The sequence below is a fragment of the Gordonia westfalica genome, assembly GCF_900105725.1.
Lineage (GTDB): Bacteria > Actinomycetota > Actinomycetes > Mycobacteriales > Mycobacteriaceae > Gordonia > Gordonia westfalica.
Genome location: NZ_FNLM01000036.1, coordinates 240,332 through 261,761, shown reverse-complemented (window position 1 = coordinate 261,761; position 21,430 = coordinate 240,332). Strand labels below are relative to the sequence as shown.

Genomic DNA, 21,430 nt, shown 5'->3' with positions numbered 1-21,430 from the left:
GTGATGGATGTGCGATGACTCGCTAGCCGGTTGCGGACTGCACCGCTCGGGCCAGCTCATCGCGGAATTCGGGTGCGGCGACGTCGATGAGGCGTCGCCGCCGTTCAGCGAGGGGTTGCCCGCGCAGATGTGCGACACCGTGCTCGGTCACCACACAGTCGACGTCGGCGCGCGCGGTGGTGACCACACCCTCGTCGAGGGCGAACTTGATCGACGACCGTCCGCGCATCGTCGACCGGAGTGCGACTATCGAGCGCTTCCCGGTCAGAGCCGCGGCACGCGCGAAGTCGACCTGCCCGCCGACGGCACCCAGATAGGTGCCGCGACTCATCTCGGCTCCGACCTGGCCGGTGAGATCGACCTCGATGGCGAAGTTCACGGCGACCAGGGAGGACAGTCGGGAGAGCACCGGCGGTGTGTGCGTGTAGCTGGTCGGGCGGAACGACACCGGCAGTTCGGATATCCGCTCGTAGAGTTCAGCGGAGCCCAACGCGGTACCCGCGACGGCCATCCCGACGTCGATCTGCTTACGGGCACCTGTGACGACGCCCTTCTCGATCAGCCGGAGCACTCCGTCGGTGACCATACCGGTGTGGACACCGAGGTCCCGGTGACCGGAGAGCGCGTCGAACACCGCCGCTCCGGTCGACCCGATGCCCACCTGGATGGTGTCGCCGTCATCGACGAGAGTCGCGATGTGGCCGGCGATCGCCCGGTCGAGGTCGCCGACGGGTCTGCGATCCTCCTCTTGCAGTGGACGATCGGTCTCGATGGTGGCGGTGAAACGGCTCAGCGGGATCCGGGGCGACCCGGCCACCACCGGCATCTGCCGGTTGATCTCGGCGAAGAGCAGCGACGTGTGCTCGATCGCGTCGGCCATGTAGTCGACCCCGATCCCGAGGGAGCACATCCCGTCACGATCGGGCGGCGCGACCTGCAGCAGCCCGGCATCACAGGGCAGCCGGTGCTCGGCGAACATCCTGGGCAGGGCCGAATAGTGACAGGGCACGACGTCGAGCTGGTCGGTGGCGCCGAGCTCGCGGAGCGCGCCGAGACCGCCGTAGGACACCATCATGTCGGCCGGTGACAGCGAGTGCGCGAGTTGGTCGTTCCAACTCAGACCGGTGAACAGGCGCAGTGGCCCCAGCCCCGGCGCCTGCTCCAGCAGCCGGTCGACCAGGGGACGGGGCTCGGCGGCCGCCTGGCTCCACCACACCCCCATCTCCGGCCGCAGCCACGCCCCGAAGTCGATCATCAATCAACTCGTTCGATGAGGGTCCCGGTGCCGAGACCGCCACCGCAGCACATCGTCACGAGACCGAGGGCGCTGTCGCGGCGCTCCATCTCGTGCAGGATGCTCGCGATCAGCCGGGCACCGGTCGCGCCGACGGCGTGTCCGAGAGCGATGGCCCCGCCGTTGACGTTGACGCGGTCCTCGTCGGGCTTCAGCTCACGCTGCCACGCCAGCACCACCGACGAGAACGCCTCGTTGACCTCGAACAGGTCGATGTCGTCGACGGTGAGGTCGTTGCGCTCGAGCAGTTTTCGCGTCGCCGGAATGGGCCCGGTCAGCATGATGATCGGATCCACCCCGACCGTTGTCTGGTCGGCGATCCGCGCCCGGATCCGCAGCCCATGCCGCTCGGCGGCCTCCCGGGTGCACAGCAGCACCGCGGCCGCGCTGTCGCAGACGGGGCTCGACGTCCCCGCGGTGATCCGCCCGTTCTCCGAGCGGAACACGGTCTTCAGACCGGCCAGTGATTCCATCGACGTACCCGGACGGACCGTCTGGTCTCCTGTGCGCACCTCGCCGTCGAGCTCCATGGGCACCATCTCGTCGACGAAGCGGCCGGCCTCGATCGCCGCCACCGCGAGTTCGTGGGAGCGGACGGCGAACCGGTCCATCTCCTCGCGGGAGAGCTCCCACCGCTCGGCGATGAGTTCGGCGCTCTCCCCCTGCGTGACGAAGTCGTAGCGTGCCCGCAATTCCGCGGGCCACGGCTCGCCGTACAGCTCGCTGATCTTGGCCGGCGAATTCATCGGCACGTGTCCCATGTGTTCGACGCCGCCGGCGATGACGATGTCGTGGACTCCTGAGGCCACGAGCGACGCGGCGAAGTTCACCGCTGTCTGCGCCGACCCGCAGCGGCGATCGAGGGTGGTGGCGGGCACCTCGGGCGGGTACCCGGCCTGGAGCCAGGCATTGCGGCCGATGTTGCGAGACTGCTCGCCGAACGGTGCGGTGCAGCCGATCACGAGGTCCTCGACAACGCTCGGATCAATGCCCGACCGGCCGATGAGGTCCTGGTAGCAGGCCGCGAGCATCGCGTTGGGATGGATGTCGCGGAACCAGCCTTTCTCGGGATGCGACTTGCCGATGGGGGTTCGCACCGCTTCGGCGATCACCACTTCCCGTCCCGAAGAGACGAAAGGTCCTGTCACACGCGCCATCTCAGATCACCGTCCCGCCGTCGACCGGCAAGATCTGGCCGGTGATGTACCCTGCCGCATCCGAAGCCAAGAAGACGAACGTCGGCGCTATCTCCTCCGGAAAGGCCCAGCGGGCGAGCGGAATCCGAGCCAGTGTCTTCGCCGCGAGCTTCTCGTTGGAACGGATGTTCTCGGTCATGGCGGTCGCCGCGAGCGGCGCAACCGCGTTGACCGTCACCGACTGCTTGGCGAGTTCGCGGGCGAGCGACTTGGTCAGACCGATGATGGCCGCCTTGGCCGCGCCGTAGTTGGCCTGTCCGATCGTCCCGGTCAGGCCGGCCGCCGACGTCACGTTGATGATTCGGCCGCTGCCGTCATCGGGTAGGTGATCGAGGGCGGCATGGCTGCAGTGGTAGCTGCCCATGAGATGGGTGTCCAGCACCTTGCGGAACCGCGCCTCGTCCATCTTCGGGAACATGGCAGGAGCGATCACGCCGGCGTTGTTCACGACGATGTTGAGGGTGCCGCCGCCGAGCTGGGCGGCCGCCGCCGCTGCGTCGCGCGCACCATCGCTGTCACAGACGTCGAGCGCGAAGGGCTCTGCGACGCCGCCACGCGCGGTGATGCGCTGACAGACCGACGCCGCGGCGTCCTTGTCGATGTCGGTCACCAGCACCGAAGCACCCGCGGCTGCGTATGCCTCGGCCACCGCGGCCCCGACGCCGCCTCCTGCCCCGGTGACCAGCGCCGTCCGGCCGGTCAACCCGAACACACCGGCCGAGCCGGGGTAGGCGGCATTCAGGTCGTCTTTGTCGACTGCGGTCATCAGTAGCTCCTGGGAAGGCCGAGAACGTGGGACCCGAGGTAGTTCAGGATCATCTCCTGGCTGATCGGGGCGATACGCGTCAGGCGCGCCTCTCGGAAGTAGCGGGACACGTTGTACTCCTCGGAATAGCCCATCCCACCATGGGTCTGCAACGCCCGGTCAGCCGCGTCGAACCCCGCATCCGCGCATAGGTACTTCGCGGTGTTGGCCTCTCGGCCACAGGGTTTGCCGTTGTCGTACAGCCAGGTCGCCTTCCGCAGCATCAGCTCGGCGGCGTCGAGACGCGCGAGCGAGTCCGCCAGCGGGAACTGGATTCCCTGATTCTTGCCGATCGGACGGCCGAACACCTCACGGTCGTTGCCGTAGCGCACCGCGGCGCGCATCGCCGCCCGTCCGATACCGAGCGCCTCTGCCGCGACCAACATCCGCTCCGGGTTCAGGCCGTCGAGGATGTACTTGAAGCCCTCGCCCTCTTCGCCGACCCGGTCTTCGACGGGGATCTCGAGGCCGTCGATGAACAGCTCGTTCGACGTGACCGCATTGCGACCCATCTTCTTGATCGGGCGGATGTCGACCTTGTCCCGATCGAGGTCGGTCAGGAACAACGTCATCCCATCCGTCTTGCGGGGCGACTCGTCGAACTTCTGCGTGCGGGTCAGCAGCAGGATCTTCTCTGACTCGACGGCCTTGGAGATCCACACCTTGCGACCGTTGACGACGTACTTGTCCCCGTCACGCTTGGCGAACGTGGTGATCTTGGTGGTATCGAGACCGGCGCCGGGCTCGGTCACGCCGAAGCACACGTGCAGGTCACCGCTCACGATGCGGGGCAGTGTGCGCTGCTTGAGCTCTTCGCTGCCGTGGACGATCACCGGGTGCATACCGAAGATGGACAGGTGCATCGAGCTGGCACCGTTCATCCCGGCGCCGGACGCGGCGACCTGCTCGAGAAGGATCGACGCCTCGGTGATCCCGTACCCGTGGCCGCCGTATTCCTCCGGGGTGGTGATGCCCAGCCAGCCCCCCTCGGCAAACGCATCGTAGAACTCACGAGGGAACTCGTGAGCCTCGTCCTTCTCGGCCCAGTACTGGTCGTCGAACTTGGCGGCCAGTTCGGCAACCGCATCTCGGATCGTGGCCTGATCGTCTGTCAGCTCGAAATCCACGTCGGTCCTCCGTCTCTCACTTCTTCGCAACTATATCAATGGACTGACCAAATACAAGAGGGCTGTTCATTCCGACGGTGTGCCGTCCAACAGAGCCGAGGCGATCCGTTCGTTCCACGCCTTCGGACCACCGAACAGCGTCCGATCGAGCTTGGCCCGCTTGTAGAACAGGTGGAGATCGTGCTCCCACGTGTACCCGATCGCGCCGTGCACGGTCAGTGCTGTGTCGGCGAGATCCGCGACCGATTTGGTGGTCTGGGCCTTGGCGACCGCCGCGATCGGCTCGACGTCCTCGAGGCCGGCGTCGACAGCTGCCGCGGCATAGAGCACGGTCGAGAAGGACGCCTCCACGGTCACCAGCATCTGCGCGGCAGCATGCTTGACCGCCTGGAATGAGCCGATGAACTGCCCGAACTGCTTGCGCTGCTTGCTGTAGTCGACCGCGAGCTCGAGCATCCGCTCCGCGCTGCCGAGTGCGTCGGCGGCGACCAGCACCGCCGCCAGGTTCGCGGTCTCGGCGAGACCGTCGACACCGCCCACGACCTCGGCGACCGACGCGCCGGCGAAGTCGACCATGCCCGTCGCACGGGATCGATCGAGCAGATCGTCCGCGGTCACCGTGGTCTGCGATGCCTCGACACGCGCAAATCCCGGGCCGTCGGGACCGTCGACCGGAACGAGGAACACGTCCGTTTCGATGGCGCCCAGGACATGAGCGACCGATCCGGTCAGTTCCGACCCGTTCGTCTCCACCGGATTCCAGCTCGGCACGCGGTCGGCCCGGGTGGCCACGGTGAACCGGCGTTCGCCCGCCACCTGGGCGGCGAGTTCGTCGGCAGTCAGGAGCGGAGCGGCCAGCGCCGCGGCCAGCCACCGCGAGTTGGGAACGGCAGCTCGGCCGAACTCGCGCGACGCCAGGGCCAGTTCGAGGACACCGCCGCCCTCACCCCCGGCCTCTTCGGCATAGCCGACGCCCCACCAGCCCTCACCGAGGAGTGCGGCGCCGAAGCTCGTCGCATCGCCCCCGGACTGCAGTTCCCGCACCGCGTCGGTCGGGAACTTTGCGCCGATCCACTCACGGAGGGACGAGGCGAACATCTCCTGTTCGTCGGACAACTCCCAGTGCATACGCTTCTCCTCAGTTCGCCGACGTGCCGCGGACGACGTCTCGAATCGCGCCCACCGCGTCGGGGTTCTCGGCGCTCGACAGATCGCCGGGGTCGGTGTCGGTGGCAGCCGCTCGGATCGCCCGGCGGAGAATCTTCGCCGACCGCGTCTTCGGCAGCGCGTCGACGATCCAGACCTGTGATGGGGCAAAGGGTTTGCCCAGACCGTCAGCGACCAGTCGACGCAGCTCGTCGGACACGCTCTCGGTGTCGGCACCGGCGCGGGGAACCCAGAAGGCCCACACCGTCTCGCCCTTCTTCGGGTCGGGAATCCCCACCGCGGCCGCCTCGGCCACTGCCGGATGCGTGGTGAGCACCGACTCGACCTCCGCCGGCGCGAGTCGTTTGCCCGCCACGTTCATCACGTCGTCGGAACGACCGAGGATGTACCACCGGCCGTCGTCGTCGACCAGCGCGAAGTCCCCGTGACACCACATGCCCTCGAAGGTCGACCAGTAGGACTCCAGATACCGTTCGCGGTCACGCCAGACCCCGCGGGTCATCGCCGGCCACGGTTGACGACACACGAGTTCGCCGATCGCGCCACGCAGCGGCGTTCCGTCGTCGCTCACGACGTCGACATCCATGCCGAGTGACGGGCCGCCCAGCGAGCAGCTCGGAATCGGTTCCACTGGATAGGGAGCCAGGAAGGAGCCGCCCACCTCGGTGCCGCCGGAGAAGTTGATGACAGGGACCCGGCCGCCGAAGACCTCGGCCGCAAGCCAGTCATAGGAGTCCGGATCCCAGGGTTCGCCGGTGGATCCCAGAACGCGGACCGACCCGAGGTCGTATCGCGAGATCTGCTCCAGCGGCGTCGACTTCAGTGCCCGGATCAGGGTCGGCGACACGCCGAGCATGGTCACCCGGTGGCGTGCGACGAGATCCCACAGCCGGGCCGTGTCCGGCACATCGGGCGACCCCTCGTACAACACCAGGGTGGCGCCGTTGGCGTGCGTGCCGAAAGCCGCGAGCGGGCCCATCACCCAACCCATGTCGGTGATCCAGCAGAACGAGTCGCCTTCGGAGATGTCGAACGAGTACGCCACCTCGGTGGCCACCTTGATCGTGAAGCCCGCATGCGTGTGAACCGCACCCTTCGGTTTGCCGGTGGTGCCCGAGGTGTATCCGAGCATCATCGTCTGCATCGCCGGGAACGGCCGGAAGACGTGACCCGGCTTGCCGTCGGCGACCAGTGACGCCCACTCGGTGACGGTGACATCCCTGCCGTCGACCCCGAGATCGACGTCAGCGCCGACGTTCTGGACGGTGATCACGGATCGAACCGACGGAGTGTCGGCGAGCGCCTTGCTCAACTCGCCCGACATGCCGACCGTCCGGCCCCGCCGGACCGTACCGTCGGCCACGACCACTGCGGTGACCTCGGCGTCGTTCAACCGAGACGCGATCGCCGGGGCGGCGAATCCGGAGAACAGAGGCACGATGATCGCGCCGATCCCGACCGCCGCATAGCAGGCGATGACCGCCTCGGGAACCATCGGCATGTAGATCGCGACCGCGTCGCCCTCGCCCACACCCAACTCGATCAGGCCGGCCGCCACCCGTCCCACCTGTTCGGCCAGCTCGGCGTAGGTCAGAGTGGTGACCGCACCGTCCTCGCGCTCGTGGACGATCGCGGGGCGCTGCGCGCTGCCGGCGAGCCATCGGTCGATGCAGGCGTTCACCGCGTTGAAGGTGCCCCCGACGAACCACTCGGGGAACTGGATGCCCTGGGAGGTGTCGAGCACGGCCTCGTAGGGGGTCGCGAAGGGGATGCCCAGATCCTGCACCGCGGCATCCCAGTACCAGGACACATCGGCCGTCGATCGTCGGCGCAACTCGTCGATCGACTCGATGCCGTGCCGGCGTGCCAATCGAAGAACGTTGGCACGCTCGAGATGCTCGGCGGTGGGATTCCAGACGTAGGAACTCATGTCGCGACCTCTCAGCTGCGGGGCATCCCGAGCACACGCTCGGACGCGATGTTGCGTTGGATGAATGTCGAGCCGCCGGCGATCGCGGTACCACGCGCTTGGTACGCGAGCCGAAGCCACCGCTGCTGGACGGCGTCAGCCGGGCCGTCGGACAGACCGAGCTGGCCGCCCATCTCCCCCAGCGACAGTCCGAAGTCGGCGATGTCCTCCACCAGCGGGCAGAAGTAGAGCTTCCCGATCGAGGCGACGGGGCCGGGCGGTTCACCCGACGCCGCACCGGTGATGACCCGCTGGCCGATCAGGTAGTGGGTGAGCGCCCGACCGTACAGATCTGCGATCGTCTGCCGGACTGTGGGATCCGAGGAGAGCGGAGCACCGTTCTCGTCGGTCGTCGAGGAGACCTGCGCCACGAGGTCCTTGACCGCGCGGGTCGTGTTCACCCGGCCGGTGGCGATTCCCACTCGCTCGAAGGCGAGCGTGCCCATCGCCACTTTCCAGCCACCGTCGACCTCGCCGACAACGGCCGAGTCGGGGACGAAGACGTCATCGAGGAACACCTCGTTGAACTCGGCCTCGCCGAGCATGTGCTCGAGCGGACGTACCGTCACACCCGCGGAGTCCATGGGGAGCAGGAAGTAGGTGATGCCCTTGTGTCGATCGCCACCACCAGTGCGTGCCAGCAGGATCGCGTTGTCCGCGATCTGCGCCCGCGACGTCCAGATCTTCTGGCCCTGGATGCTCCAACCGCCGTCGACCTTCGTGGCCTTCGTCCGTAGCGAAGCGAGGTCCGAGCCGGACTCCGGCTCGGAGAAGAGCTGGCACCAGATCTCCTCACCCTTCAGGATGGGTCCGAGGTAACGCTGCTTCTGCTCACTGTTCCCGAAGGCGACGATGGTCGGGCCGGCGAAATCCTCGCCGATGATGTTGAGCCGCTCCGGCGCACCGGCGCGGTCCATCTCCTCGTTGAAGATGGCCTTGATCTTGGCATCGGCTCCGGCGCCACCGAACTCCTCGGGCCAGGACAGGCCCGCGAAGCCGGCGTCGTAGAGCTGTCGTTGCCACGCGGACCAGAACTCGCGCTTGTCCTCGAGCCGGGAGGGCTCAGGCCACGGCAGGGTCGGCAGCACCTCGGTCAGCCAGTCGCGGACGCGGGTCCGGAAGCGGGCTTCGTCGGGCGAATCGCTCAGATCCATTCGAACCTCCACATCGTTACGGACCAACGCTACAATAGGTCAGACCAAAAACCCAAGGGAGGAATTCAATGGGACTCGCGGTGCCGGGAGACAACGTCCTCGACGTCGTCTCGTTCGACGTCGAGTCGGGCAAGATCAGGGAGTTCGCTCGTGCGACACACGCCGAGGACGCGGTGCACGTCGATCCCGCGGCCGCCACGGCAGCCGGGTTCGAGCGCATTCCGGCGACCCCGACACATGTGGTCGTCGCCGGTCACCATCGCAATCAGGCCGAGTTCGTGGCCGCACTCGGCCTGGCCATCGAGCGGGTGGTCGTCGGTTCGGTCGAGTGGGAGTTCCGGCGACCGTTGCTCGCCGGGGATCACCTCACGGGCACCCGGCGGATCGTCGACGATACGACCCGGGACGGTAAGCGGGGCGGGACGATGCGGCTGGTCACCCTGGAGACCACGTGGGTCGATGCCGCAGGTGAACCCGTGGTCGTACAACGTGAGGTCCTGATCGAGAGAGGTGCCTGAACCAATGCGCGAACCCGTCCTACTCACCGCCGGCCAGGACCTCGAACCCCGGTCGATCGGCCCGGTGACCCAGACCGACATCGTCAGATTCGCCGGAGCCGGTGGTGACTTCAATCCGCTGCATCATGATCCGGAGTACGCGGTGCGCGCCGGATTGCCCGGGGTCATCTCCATGGGGCAGATGCAAGCGGGGATGCTCGCCGCATGGGTTGCCGACCTCGTGCACGTCGAACACCTCCTCGGGTTCTCCGTGCGCTTCGCCTCACCCCTGCAGATCGGCGAGACACTCACGCTCGCAGGCGATGTCGATTCGATCGAAACAACCGCGGACACCGCTGTCGCCAACCTCTCACTACAGGCCACGGTCGGCGACCGGGTCGTCGTCAGCGCGCGGGCACGCGCCCGAGTGGCGTCGAACTGACCGCCCCCGATCGGGTCGATTCACTCTGGTTCACCTGAGAACCGCTGTGCCCGAATCGTCGTCGACACGGGCACAGCGGTTCCGGTAATCGGCGCGCTAGTCCTCGGACAACGCGCGTCGGTGCGTTTCTGGACCGAATACCGCAGCCGTCGGCATGACCAGCATCACCGCCGCGAGAGCGGTGAACATCGTCGTCGAACCGAAGGTGTCCAACAACGTGCCGGCGAGCAGAGGCCCGAGCGATGCGCCGACCACCAGGCCCACCGTGGTCGCGAAGGCAACCCCCAGGGCCCGGACACGTGTCGGGTAGAGCTCGGGCAGGTATCCCCAGAACGAACCCGAGAACACTTGCAACGCAAGTGCTGTCGCGAACCCCAGAACGACGACCAGCAGAGTGGTCTGATGTGCGACCAAGACGGCGAGCGCGATCGCACTGGTGAGTGCGCATGTCGCGAGAACAAAGCGGCGAGGAAGGCGGTGCCCCACCACGATTCCGATCACCCCACCGAGCAGTCCGCCGAAGGTGATCAGGGTCGAGATCGCGGCCGCAGAACTCGCTTCATAACCGAGGTCGACGAGAACGGTGGGGACATAGACCGTCAGCGATGCAACTCCGGCGAAGAGCGTCGTGGCGAGAACCGACGCAATGAGGTTCTTACGGAGCAGCTTCGGATGAAACAGGTCCCGTAGCCTCGCCGCGGGGTCGTCTTCCGGCCGGGTCCCTGGCTCCACGAAGACGGTGACGTCGTCTCCCGCACCCAGGCGAATGCGTTTCTGCATGAGGGCGGTCAGCGTCAGGTTGAGTTCGTCGATGCGATGCGCTCGAAGCAGGAATCGCGGGGTCTCGGGCATGCTCCGTCGCGCGATCAACGCCAGAATCGCAGGGAAGACCATGACTCCCAGCAGGATTCGCCATGCGTATTCCGGGTGGCCCAGTACGGCAGCCACTGGCCCGAGGATCACAGCGGCGAGCAGCGATGCCGCCCAGATCCCGACTCCGCCATGCATGAGGCTCATCGTTGCGCTCGAGGCCGCACGTTGTCGGCGCGGAATGAACTCGGCCACCAGCGTGTATCCGAGTGCCATCTCACCGCCGAGTCCGATTCCGACGATGACCCGCACCAACAGCAGCACCTCGTAGTTCGGCGCGAAGGCCGCGATGAGAGCACCGACGCTGTAGATCAGGATGTTGACGATGAAGAGCGGTTCTCGTCCCAGCCTGTCCGCGTAGATGCCGGACACCACCGACCCGACGGCCATCGCCAGGAAGGTGGCGGACGACAGCCACGCCACCGAACGCGCTGACAGATCCCACTGCTCCACCAGAAGTGGTGCGGCATAACCGATGTTGTACTGCTCGATGACGTTGAACAGCCCGCCGCATGCGGCAATCAGCAAGATCCGCAGGTGGACCGGATTCATTCCGATGCGATCGATCACCTCCTCGAGAGTGTCGTATGCACTGCGGCCGATCGGCACCTTTCCTGACGTGCGGTTCGACTCCGACTCGTCGAGATCCATCACCCACCACTTTCTCTGAACAGGTTGCTTCCGCACGTCAGCGTGATCGGAGGCATGGCGACCGCCGGACTTGCGCCGACGCACGCATCGGTTGATGTGATCCGAACCGGTGTCGATCATCGATGTGATGCGCTGCACAGACTGTAAATGGACCATTCGACAATTGGTAGGGCCAATTTCGAAGTAGGACCTTTCGCGCGGAAGGGTGGAACCCGGTTCCAGAAGCCGCCGTTGTCACTAGAGTCTGAAGCGGTTCGTGGGTTCACATCGAGATGAGGACTTCAGATGCATGACTCGTTCACCTTCACCGATGTCGCCGGAGTCGCCCTGGCAGCCCATCGATGGTCACCACCGACGCGCCCCCTGGCCGCTGTCGAACTGGTGCACGGAATGGGCGAACACATCGGTCGCTACCAGCACGTCGTCGATGCACTGAACGACGCCGGCTTCGTCGTCTACGGATACGACCAGCGCGGCCACGGCGCGTCGACAGGCGCTCTGGAACCCGGATACGTCGGCGCCTCAGGGTGGCCCTCCTTGGTGTCCGACATCGGAGAGTTCGCACAACATGTCCGAGAACGCGAGGACGGATTGCCGCTCGGTCTGGTCGCGCACAGCATGGGCTCGTTCGCGTCTCAGCAAGCGCTGCTGCGAGACAGCGAACTGTTCGACGCGATCGCACTGACCGGGACCGCGGCTCTCGATCTTCTCGAGCCGGCCCTGGATCTCGACACACCGCTGGATCTGGCGATGTTCAACGCCGGATTTGCGCCACCGCGCACCGATTACGACTGGCTGAGCCGCGACGACTCGATCGTCGACGCCTACGTCGCGGACCCGTTGTGCGGCTTCGGTCTCGACGTGGAAGGGACGCGCGCGATGTTCCTCGGCGCCCGAGCGCTGTCGGATCCGGCCGCGCTCGCGAGCGTCCGTAAGGATCTACCCATCTACCTCGCCGTCGGCGACAAGGACCCGGTGAACGCGGGACTGGCTTTGTTCGAACCCTTGGTGGCACGCTTCCGCGACACCGGGTTCACCGATGTCACCGCCACTGTGTACCCCGACGGCCGCCACGAAGTGCTGAACGAGACCAACCGCATCGAGGTGATCGGCGAACTGGTCGCTTGGCTACGGGCACGGATCGGGCAGCCGGGATGAGCCCTTCACCCACAACGCCCCACCGACGTAAGACGCCCGCGGGCACATCCCTTCACGCGGGCACCGTCTGCACGATCACCGTCGCCACGGCACAGGGCTTTCCGGTCGAACCGGCCGCAACCACTCGGACCACCGACATGGAACGACCACGGTGGACGACATCACATGCGAAGGTCGTCGTATCACCGGCATTCCCCGGGCGGACGTAGGCGATGTCGATGCTGGTGGTGCGGAGGACACCACCAGCATCGACCGCCGACATGGCGGCGAACTCAGATCCGCAGATCAGCACGCCGCCATGGACATTGCCCATCCCGTTGGCCGCCAGCGGTGTCGGCGGCAACTCGACAATGCCGCCGGCGGAGACCGTGAATCCCAACGCGTCCCGGACGGTCGTCTCGACCGAGGGAAGGTCGAACGATGTCCGCGGACTCGTCGGCTGTGCCTCGACCGCGACAAGGTGCGACCGCTGGGTGACCAGCGCGATGGTCCGCCCGGAGTCGTCTGTGACCGAACCGCGCGTCGTTCCGCTGCGCTCGTCACGCGCGATCAATTCACCGTGGACGCTCATGGACGTCTTGTCCAGCGGTGGGTCGGCCAGGAAATCGATACGGATGGAAAGGCTCACCGGCCATCGGTGCTCGTCGGTTCCGCGCGCGACGACATGCCCGGTGACGTCGTCGAGAGCCACCCCGAGGGAGCCTCGGCTCACGCCGGCGATCGGGTCGGCCAACCATGGCCCGGACTCGACAGCCAACTCGGCCCGATCCGCCCCGAGTGAAATCGGACGCACGCGCAGAAGCGCTTCCGCGCCGCTGACGACGAAGTCGTCGGTTGGGATCCGGCCCGCGTTCAGAGTGCACCCGCGGCAGACGGCTGGTCGAGTTCGTCGGCGACCTTCTTACGGAGGACGTGCTTCTGGATCTTCCCGGTTGCCGTCATGGGCAATTCATCGATCGCGATGACCCGCTCCGGCGTCTTCTGGATCGCCACACCGCGGCTCGTGAGGTAGTCGCGGAGCTCGTCCACGGTCGGTGTGGTGTGTCCGGCCTTGGCGACGACGTAACAGCAGACCTTCTCGCCGAGTTTCTCATCCGGCATCCCCACCACGGCGAGGGCCAAGAGATCCGGGTGGTCGGCCAGCTTGTCCTCGACCTCGCGAACGCTGATGTTCATGCCGCCGCGAATGACGATGTCCTTGGTCCGTCCCGTCACCCGGACGAATCCGTCGTCGGTCATCACGCCGACATCGCCGGAACGCGAAAAACCTTCAGGTGTGAACAGTTCGGCGGTCTCCTCGGGCCGGTTGAGGTACTCGATCATGTGCGAGGGTCCGCGGTAGGCGATGTCGCCCTCGCTGCCCCGCGGGACTTCGTAGCCGTCTTCGCCCACCACCCTGACCTCGGCACCGGGAAGCGCCGCGCCATCCGAGGTGACGGCGCGCTGCGGATCGTCCTCGATCGTGCAGGTGGTCGTCGAGAGATTCTCACTGCGCCCGTAGAGGGAGAGAATGCTGGCCCCCGGGAGCTTGGCTTTCGCGTTCTCCACGACGGATGACGGAATCGGTGAACCGGCGCAGGTCCACACGCGCAGCGACGAGAGGTCCGCGTCGGGATGTTCGTCGGCGGCGGCCATCAGTGTCTGCAGGAACGTCGTGGCCGTGACCGCGGCGGTGCAGCCGAACTTCTCGATCTCGGCGAGACCCTGCACGGGATTCCACTCCGCCATCACATGCGTGGACGCGCCGGCGAGGAGAGGGATCAGCACACTCGTCACCAGGCCGGTGGTGTGGGTGATGGGCGACGGCCCGAACTGGACGTCGGCCTCGGTGTGTCCGAACGCCACGGTCAGCGCGCGGGCGCCGGAGGCGTAGGTGTTGAACGTATGCAGGCATCCCTTGGGACGCGAGGTCGTTCCCGATGTGTAGACGATGACGAACGGATCGTCGGGGTGCACACGCACGTCCAGCTCGGCGTCGACCTGGTCCGCGGACACGCCCCCGATGACCAGATCCTCCAATACGAGGACGTCGCGGTCGGCGAGTTCACCACGGACGGATTCGGGAGCGCGCACCGCCACGATGGAGGTCAGGGTGTCCGAATCCTGCCGGATCTCGTCGAACATGGACACGTAGTCGAAGCCCTTGAAGTCGACCGGCGCGACGGCCATCTTCACCGACGCGTCCGAGACAACATGTGAGACTTCGTCTTTGCGATAGATGGGCATGATCGGGACCATGACCGCCCCGATCCGGGACAGCGCCGCGGCGATCACGACGAAGGCCGCCCAGTTGGGCAGCTGAACCGCCACGCGGTCTCCCGCCACGAGCCCCCGGCGGTGAAGCCCGAGGGCAAGCCGCTGCGACGTGTCGTAGAGGTCCGTATACGTCAGGGCGTGCACGCCGTCGGTGACGAACACCTTGTCGGGACTGGCCTCGGCGCGGGACCGTAGCAGTTCGGTGAAGTTCTCGTCGGTCCACTGACCGCTCGCATAGAACTCGTCGACCTGCGCCGCGGTGTATCGGCCGAGGTTGTGTTCGCTCGTCATGACGCCATCCTCCGTTGGTCTGTTGCGCACATCACCCGAAGGCTAGAATGGTTGGACCAAATCTGCAAGCCTCGTGCACCCAGCAGACCGAACCACCATGCCCAGAATCCCCTGATCAGCCGAAGATCACCCGAAAGGGGTAGTTGCCGCATTCGCCGGGTGATATTTTTTGGTCGTACCAAACAAACCATTGCACTCGACTGCATCATCGACGATGCTGTGGTGACGCCGTTCACAAAGCGGTACGCCGCCGAAGCGCTGATCTAGGAGCGAGGATGACAACCATCGACTACCGCGAGTTCTACATCGACGGCGGCTGGCAGAGTCCAGCCGGAACCGATGTCATCGATGTTCACTCGCCCACCACCGAGAGCTCGATCGGCAGTGTGCCCTCGGCATCCACCGCCGACATCGACCGCGCGGTTGCCGCCGCCCGCTCGGCCTTCGACGCTGCCGACGGTTGGGCGACGATGCACCCCAAACAGCGTGCGGAGATCCTCGAACGATTCGCCACCGAACTCGAAGCACGGGCCGCCGAGACGTCCCGTCGCGTGTCCATCCAGAACGGGATGCCCATCTGGCTCGCCGAACAGTTCGAGGGCGGCTTCCCAGCCGTCCTGCTCCGCTACTTCAGCCAGATGATGGTCGAGGCCCCCGAGGTCGACGAGCGTGCGGGCATGCTCGGCGGAACCGCCCGGGTGACGCGGCATCCGATCGGCGTGGTGGCCGCGATCGTCCCGTGGAACGTGCCGCAGGCCATCAGCTTCTTGAAGCTCGCGCCGGCCCTGGCGGCCGGGTGCACGGTCGTGCTCAAGCCCGCCGAGGAGACCGTCCTGGACGCGTTCCTGATGGCCGAGGCAGCGGCCGCCGCGGGACTGCCGCCCGGCGTTCTCAACGTCGTGCCCGGCGGACGCGAGATCGGCGCGTATCTCGTCGAACACCCCGGAATCGACAAAGTCTCGTTCACCGGCTCGACTGCCGCGGGCCGCTCGATCGCCGAGACGTGCGGCCGGCTGCTGCGGCCGGTCACCCTCGAGCTCGGCGGCAAGTCCGCGGCGATCCTGCTCGACGACGTCGATCTCGATGCGTCGATGGACTCCCTGTTCGGCGTCACCTTCCTGAACAACGGTCAGATCTGCTGGCTCAACACCCGCGTGCTCGCGCCGCGATCGAGGTACAGCGAGGTCGTCGATGCGCTCACCGGCCTCGCCGAGTCCCTCAAGGTCGGCGATCCCCTCGATCCGGAGACCAAGGTCGGTCCCCTCGTCTCCGCGCGCCAGCGGGAACGTGTCGAGGGGTACATCGCCAAGGGCAAGAGCGAGGGGGCTCGTCTGACCACCGGCGGCGGGCGTCCGACCGACCTCGACAGCGGTTACTTCGTCCAGCCGACGGTGTTCGCCGACCTCGACAACACGGCAACCATCGCCCGCGAAGAGATCTTCGGTCCGGTCCTGAGCGTGATCCCGTTCGGCGACGAGGCAGAAGCCCTGGCGATCGCGAACGACAGCGAGTACGGCCTCGGTGGCTCGGTGTGGTCGTCCGACGTCGAACGCGCCGCCGCACTCGCCGGCCGGGTCAAGTCCGGCACGGTCGGAGTGAACCACTACACGAACGATCCGGTCGCCCCGTTCGGTGGCATCAAGAGCAGCGGCATGGGACGCGAGCTGGGCCCCGAAGGGCTGCACACCTTCCAGCATCTGCACACCGTCTACCTGCCCCCGGCGGGCTGACCGCGGCGTCGACGCAGAGCACCCTGCTAGAGTGTGCTCTGCGTCACAAGTCGAACCATCCGAAAGACCTCATTCATGACGACGGCGGACTCCGCACATGCAGCAGCACCGAGCGCACAGCGACTGCGTCGCTTTCTGTCCGAGCTGCAGAGCGCCGACGAATCCGCGACGGGCGCTGTCGCCTGCCGGGAGGCCTGCACGTCCCTGGGTTTCTCGAAGGCGATGTTCTCCTGGGTGCGGGACGCCTCGTGGGCACCGAAGTACGTCCACGTCGGGGAGGGCATCCGCGACGAGTTCGACGAATTGCTGAGCGCTGTCGACGGCACGGCGGTACCGCTCCTCCGCGCGCCGCGCGAGGCCGACCTGATCCGCCATCGACGGCCCTACGTACTAGGCCGCAATGCCTATCATCGGGAGGCCTACCGGCCCCTCATCGATCTCTCCGATCCCGCCGCCTATGCGGCCGCACCCATCGTGGCCGACGGCCGTACCGTCGCGACCCTGCACGTCGACCGCAACCGTGACGAGATCACCGACGAGGACGTCCGGCTCCTGCTCCTCGCCGCTCGGATCTCCGGGACGGTCATCGCCGCCCGGAACAATCGCCGTCGTGTCCGCCGGGTGGGCCAGGAGCTGGCGGCACTCGTCGACGACATCGTGCACCCGACCCTCGCAAGCCGGCCCCAGACATACTTCGCCGAGGAGACACACCCCGGGTCCCGAGCCGACGAACACACCCGCGGCTCGACGGTCGAACTCACCGAACGTGAGGACGAAGTACTCCGGTTGCTCGCCACGGGCGCGAGCAACCAGCAGATCGCCGATCGTCTGTTCATCTCCGACGGCACGGTCAAATGTCACGTACGGCGGATCTTCCGCAAGATCGGCGTGAGTTCCCGCGCCCAGGCGGCGGCCTTCCATCGAGAAGTCAGAACCGCCACTGCGGCGCGATGACCCCTCAACCCTCGAGCAGACCGGAACTCGACCTGGCCGCGGCGGCCATCCTCGATGCACCGGACCGAACGGAGCTGGCCGCCGCCCTCTGTGACGGTGTGGCGAAGTGCGTCCCCGCGACGATGGTCATCCTGCTCGATGCCGGGAGCAGGGAGGTCGCGAGATCCGGACCCGACGGCGACGACGGGACTGCCGATGCGAATCACGCTGCTGCCGAGGGCAAGTCCGTCGCCGTCCGGGATCGTTCGCTGTCCACGGACGTGGCCACGACGTTCACCGTGCAACCGGACATCACTCTCGTCGTCTACCGGGAGCTCGATGAGGACGGAGCCGAGGTCTGTCGGCTCCTGATCGATCTCACCACCGCAGCGCTCGATCGGATGCAGAGTGAGGATCTCGTGGCCGAGCAGCAGTTGCGGTACCGCAGACTCGGCGACCGGCTTCTCAACCTCGGATTCGACTCGGCCGCTGAGGCTTCCGAGACCGTCGCGGCGTCCGATCTGGCTGTTGCGGCAGCCCTGCTCACTCAGCGGGAGCGTGAGGTTCTCGAACAGGTTGTGGCCGGAGCGTCCAACGCGGCCATCGCCGAGAAGTACACCCTGTCGGTCGAGACGGTCAAGACACACGTCAAGCACATCCTGCGCAAATTGGGGGCGACGAACCGGGCCGAGCTGATCGGACGCTCGATGTGACCGTCGGGATCAGAACGACGAGTCGGCGACCTCGACGTGCACCTCGTCCTGGTCGGAGACGATGAGTTGGCAGGACAGCCGCGAGGTCGGACGGGCACCCTCCAAGAACTCGACGAGCTCGGCCTCCTCGTCGGACGGCGGGTCGAACTGCCCGGCCCCCGCTCCCTCGAGGAAGACATGACACGTTGCGCACGAACAGCTTCCGCCACACTCTGCGACGATCCCGGGCAGGTTGTTGCGCACGGATCCGTCCATCACGCTCTGGCCGGTCGGAACGTCGACGGCCTGTTCGGTGCCGTCGGGCAGGTGATACACGACTCGCGCCATGACGAGACCTCCTCTGGGTGTGGTTGATATGACGGGGCCACCGGCCCGGTACTCATGGTGCGGGGTCTCAGGCCGCATCCGCATCCCTCTTCGGGACGTAATCGTCTGTCCGACAGAGGTACACCAGATTCGACCGAACCTCTGTCACACCAGAATCCCTCTTCGGGGCGACGGATATACCCTGCCAGGGTGATGCGGTGAATGTGATGTGGACAACATGCTGTACGGGTACAGCCCATCGCTCGAAGGAGACCCATGACCTCGACAGTGCAGCCCTCGACAGCGCAGCCCGCCCCGTCCGCGCCCATCCCGGCCCACATCGCGCAGCAGATCGTCCTTCCCGAAGGGCACCGAGACGACGCCCAACTGTTCGAGGCATACCGATGGTTGCGCGACAACAACCCACTCGGTGTCGCGGAGGTCGAGGGGTATGACCCGGTCTACCTCGTGAGCAAGCACGCCGACATCATGGAGATCGAACGCCAGCCGCACGTCTTCTCCAGCGCGGGCGGCGAGGACAAGGGCAAGTTCAATCCGATTCTCGCGAACCGAGCCGGCGACGAGTTCACCAAAACCATCAACAACGGCAGCCTGCGCATCCTGGAGACCTTGACCTATCTCGACCCTCCCGAGCACACCGTGGTCAAGGACATCGCCGCCGACTGGTTCCGACCCGCGAACCTGAAACAGTGGGAGGACACCATCCGTGGCTTGGCCACGGAATCGGTCGATCGACTCCTCGCCGGCGACGGAAAGATCGACTTCGTCAAGGATTTCGCGCTTCAGTACCCGTTGCACGTCATCATGAGCCTTTTCGGAGTGCCCGAGTCCGACGAACCGCGGATGATGACCCTCACCCAGGAGTTCTTCGGCACCGCGGATCCCGATGCGGCACGCGACGACGTCGAACCGCTGACCCCCGATGCGGCGGCCAAACAATGGGTCGCAACGATCCAAGACTTCTACGCGTATTTCGATGCACTCCTGATGGATCGACGCGACAACCCCACCGACGATCTGGCGTCGATCATTGCCGTGGCGAAAACCGCCGAGGGTGAGTACTTCCCGAAGGAAGTGGCCTACGGATACTTCATCGCCATCGCCACCGCGGGACACGACACCACCTCGTCGACGATGGCCGGCGCCATCCATGCGCTGGCGCGTCATCCGGAGGTGCTGTCGCGGCTCAAGGCCGACCTGTCGCTGGTGCCCAACCTCGTCAACGAAGCCCTGCGGTGGGCGTCACCGGTCAAGCACTTCATGCGGACTGCGCTCGAACCCTACGAGCTGCGGGGGCGATCGATCCAGCCCGGAGACCGCTTCATGCTCTTGTACCAGTCGGGCAACCGCGATGCCGATGTCTTCGACGAGCCCGACCTGTTCGACATCGACCGTCGACCGAACAAGCACATCGCCTTCGGCTACGGACCGCACATGTGCATCGGCCAGCACCTGGCCAAGATCGAGTTGCGCATCATGTTCGAGACACTTCTTCCTCACCTGGAGGCCGTGCATCTCACCGGGGACACCACATTCATCCAGACGAACTTCGTCGGTGGCCTGAAGAACATGCCGGTCGAACTCGAGTTCGCGGGCCGATGAGTCCAGAATCGGGTCCAGTGGTGATCGTGGGGGCCGGGCACGGCGGTTCCACGCTCGCCGCGCTGCTCCGGCAGGCCGGTTTCGACGGACCCGTGGTGATGATCGGGTCCGAGCCCCACCTCCCCTATCACCGGCCGCCGCTGTCGAAGAAGTTCGGTGACCCGGGTTTTCAGCAGCCCATTCGGCCGCCGGACTTCTACGCCGACAACGACATCGAGGTCCGCACGGGAGCATCGGTGACCGCACTCGACCGATCGTCGCAGACTGTGCGGTTGTCGACCGGCGAGCGGCTCGGATACGCCCATCTCGTGCTCGCCACCGGATCGTCACCGCGACGACTGGCGGTCCGCGGTTCGGACGCGGCGGGAGTGCTCACCCTGCGCACGATCGAGGACGCCGCGGCGCTGGGCCGATCCCTCGAGGCCCGCGGAACGCTCGCCATCATCGGCGGCGGTTACGTGGGCATGGAGGTCGCCGCGGTCGCACGGTCGCACGACGTGCCCGTCACCGTCGTCGAGCGCGAGAACCGCATCCTGGCGAGAGTGGCGAGTCCAGATCTCTCGCAACGGTTGACCGACTATCACCGTGCACGCGGCACCGACATCCGGGTCGACGCGACCGTGACGGAAGTCCGTCAACAGGGCGGCTGGGCAACGGCTGTCGACCTGGCGGATGGTTCGACCATTGCCGCCGACACGGTCCTGGTGGGGATCGGCGCCATCCCGGACGACGCACTCGCCCATCAGGCGGGCCTGGCCTGCGACGGCGGCGTGCTCGTCGATTGGTGCGGGCGGACAAGCGATCCCTCGGTTTTCGCGATCGGTGACGTCGCCCGTCGACCGATCAACGACACCGGTGACCTGGTTCGGCTCGAGTCGATCCCGAACGTGACCGACCAGGCCAAGCAGGTCGTGGCCGCGCTGACCGGGCGACCGCAGCCGGAGCCCGAGGTTCCATGGTTCTGGTCGGATCAGTTCGACATCAAACTGAAGATCGCCGGTCTCGTCAGGCCCGGGGCTCGGATCGTACCTCGGCCCGGCAAGAAGCCGGGTTCCTTCGCCCTCTACCACCTCGGGGCCGACGAGACGGTCCACGCGGTGGAGGCCGCGAACGCACCGTCCGACTTCATCGCCGGCAAGAAGTTCATCGCGCAACGTACCCCGGTGTCACCCGGCGCTCTGGGTGACCCGTCGGTGTCGCTACACGAAGTCACCGCGGCGACCCCGGTCGGTTCCTGACAACGACAAC

19 protein-coding genes are annotated in these 21,430 nt (G+C 66.4%); 8 read left to right on the top strand and 11 right to left on the bottom strand.

Features of this window, described 5'->3' with window-relative positions:
* Positions 1–22: 22 nt before the first annotated feature.
* The 7 genes from BLU62_RS27540 to BLU62_RS27510 all read right to left on the bottom strand — a co-directional run bounded on the left by BLU62_RS27540 (position 23) and on the right by BLU62_RS27510 (position 8,712).
* Positions 23–1,255 (bottom strand): acetyl-CoA hydrolase/transferase family protein, encoded by a 1,233-nt coding sequence (locus BLU62_RS27540; protein WP_074853577.1) that lies wholly within the window; start codon positions 1,253–1,255, stop codon positions 23–25.
* On the bottom strand, positions 1,255–2,451 hold the full coding sequence (locus BLU62_RS27535) for a thiolase family protein (RefSeq protein ID WP_074853576.1): 1,197 nt from the start codon (positions 2,449–2,451) through the stop codon (positions 1,255–1,257). The genes BLU62_RS27540 and BLU62_RS27535 overlap by 1 nt, the downstream gene beginning before the upstream one ends.
* A 1-nt stretch (position 2,452) precedes the next feature.
* A complete protein-coding gene (locus tag BLU62_RS27530; RefSeq protein WP_074853575.1) occupies positions 2,453–3,256 on the bottom strand; it encodes an SDR family NAD(P)-dependent oxidoreductase in 804 nt (267 codons plus the stop codon).
* A complete protein-coding gene (locus BLU62_RS27525; protein WP_074853573.1) occupies positions 3,256–4,422 on the bottom strand; it encodes an acyl-CoA dehydrogenase family protein in 1,167 nt (388 codons plus the stop codon). Before BLU62_RS27525 ends, BLU62_RS27530 begins: the two co-directional genes overlap by 1 nt.
* Positions 4,423–4,488: 66 nt before the next feature.
* Entirely contained in the window at positions 4,489–5,550 is a 1,062-nt protein-coding gene (locus BLU62_RS27520; RefSeq protein ID WP_074853572.1) for an acyl-CoA dehydrogenase family protein, read from the bottom strand.
* 10 nt (positions 5,551–5,560) lie between these two features.
* Positions 5,561–7,519: an AMP-binding protein gene (locus BLU62_RS27515; protein ID WP_074853570.1), complete on the bottom strand. Its 1,959-nt coding sequence runs from the start codon at positions 7,517–7,519 to the stop codon at positions 5,561–5,563.
* Positions 7,520–7,530: 11 nt separating this feature from the next.
* The gene (locus BLU62_RS27510; RefSeq protein WP_074853568.1) at positions 7,531–8,712 is read right to left on the bottom strand and encodes an acyl-CoA dehydrogenase family protein; all 1,182 of its coding nucleotides are present in this window, start codon (positions 8,710–8,712) and stop codon (positions 7,531–7,533) included.
* A 68-nt stretch (positions 8,713–8,780) separates the two neighbouring features.
* On the opposite strand from BLU62_RS27510, the gene BLU62_RS27505 reads away from it, so the two are divergent.
* On the top strand, positions 8,781–9,230 hold the full coding sequence (locus BLU62_RS27505) for an FAS1-like dehydratase domain-containing protein (RefSeq protein WP_074853566.1): 450 nt from the start codon (positions 8,781–8,783) through the stop codon (positions 9,228–9,230).
* 4 nt (positions 9,231–9,234) lie between these two features.
* Positions 9,235–9,651 (top strand): MaoC family dehydratase, encoded by a 417-nt coding sequence (locus BLU62_RS27500; protein ID WP_074853564.1) that lies wholly within the window; start codon positions 9,235–9,237, stop codon positions 9,649–9,651.
* A gap of 96 nt (positions 9,652–9,747) precedes the next feature.
* Here BLU62_RS27500 and BLU62_RS27495 read toward each other — a convergent pair whose 3' ends face one another.
* Complete coding sequence (locus BLU62_RS27495; protein ID WP_074853563.1) at positions 9,748–11,310, bottom strand: MFS transporter; 1,563 nt, start codon at positions 11,308–11,310, stop codon at positions 9,748–9,750.
* Positions 11,311–11,457: 147 nt separating this feature from the next.
* Between BLU62_RS27495 and BLU62_RS27490 the strand changes: the two genes are divergently transcribed.
* The gene (locus tag BLU62_RS27490) at positions 11,458–12,330 is read left to right on the top strand and encodes an alpha/beta fold hydrolase (RefSeq protein WP_074853561.1); all 873 of its coding nucleotides are present in this window, start codon (positions 11,458–11,460) and stop codon (positions 12,328–12,330) included.
* 52 nt (positions 12,331–12,382) lie between these two features.
* On the opposite strand, the gene BLU62_RS27485 is transcribed toward BLU62_RS27490, so the two are convergent.
* Together BLU62_RS27485 and BLU62_RS27480 are read right to left on the bottom strand one after the other, a co-directional pair.
* The gene (locus BLU62_RS27485; RefSeq protein ID WP_342028661.1) at positions 12,383–13,042 is read right to left on the bottom strand and encodes a PaaI family thioesterase; all 660 of its coding nucleotides are present in this window, start codon (positions 13,040–13,042) and stop codon (positions 12,383–12,385) included.
* A gap of 140 nt (positions 13,043–13,182) precedes the next feature.
* A complete protein-coding gene (locus BLU62_RS27480) occupies positions 13,183–14,877 on the bottom strand; it encodes an AMP-binding protein (RefSeq protein ID WP_074853557.1) in 1,695 nt (564 codons plus the stop codon).
* Positions 14,878–15,152: 275 nt separating this feature from the next.
* Between BLU62_RS27480 and BLU62_RS27475 the strand changes: the two genes are divergently transcribed.
* The 3 genes from BLU62_RS27475 to BLU62_RS27465 all read left to right on the top strand — a co-directional run bounded on the left by BLU62_RS27475 (position 15,153) and on the right by BLU62_RS27465 (position 18,253).
* Complete coding sequence (locus tag BLU62_RS27475) at positions 15,153–16,607, top strand: aldehyde dehydrogenase (protein ID WP_074853555.1); 1,455 nt, start codon at positions 15,153–15,155, stop codon at positions 16,605–16,607.
* Positions 16,608–16,682: 75 nt separating this feature from the next.
* On the top strand, positions 16,683–17,561 hold the full coding sequence (locus tag BLU62_RS27470) for a helix-turn-helix transcriptional regulator (protein ID WP_074853553.1): 879 nt from the start codon (positions 16,683–16,685) through the stop codon (positions 17,559–17,561).
* Positions 17,558–18,253: a helix-turn-helix transcriptional regulator gene (locus BLU62_RS27465; protein ID WP_074853551.1), complete on the top strand. Its 696-nt coding sequence runs from the start codon at positions 17,558–17,560 to the stop codon at positions 18,251–18,253. Before BLU62_RS27470 ends, BLU62_RS27465 begins: the two co-directional genes overlap by 4 nt.
* Positions 18,254–18,262: 9 nt before the next feature.
* Here the strand turns inward: BLU62_RS27465 and BLU62_RS27460 are convergent, their stop codons facing one another.
* A complete protein-coding gene (locus BLU62_RS27460; RefSeq protein ID WP_074853549.1) occupies positions 18,263–18,580 on the bottom strand; it encodes a 2Fe-2S iron-sulfur cluster-binding protein in 318 nt (105 codons plus the stop codon).
* A gap of 255 nt (positions 18,581–18,835) precedes the next feature.
* Between BLU62_RS27460 and BLU62_RS27455 the strand changes: the two genes are divergently transcribed.
* Both BLU62_RS27455 and BLU62_RS27450 read left to right on the top strand, forming a co-directional pair.
* Entirely contained in the window at positions 18,836–20,182 is a 1,347-nt protein-coding gene (locus BLU62_RS27455; RefSeq protein WP_074853547.1) for a cytochrome P450, read from the top strand.
* A gap of 17 nt (positions 20,183–20,199) precedes the next feature.
* Positions 20,200–21,420, top strand: a complete 1,221-nt coding sequence (locus tag BLU62_RS27450; RefSeq protein ID WP_342028660.1) for an NAD(P)/FAD-dependent oxidoreductase — start codon at positions 20,200–20,202, stop codon at positions 21,418–21,420.
* Positions 21,421–21,430 lie beyond the last annotated feature (10 nt).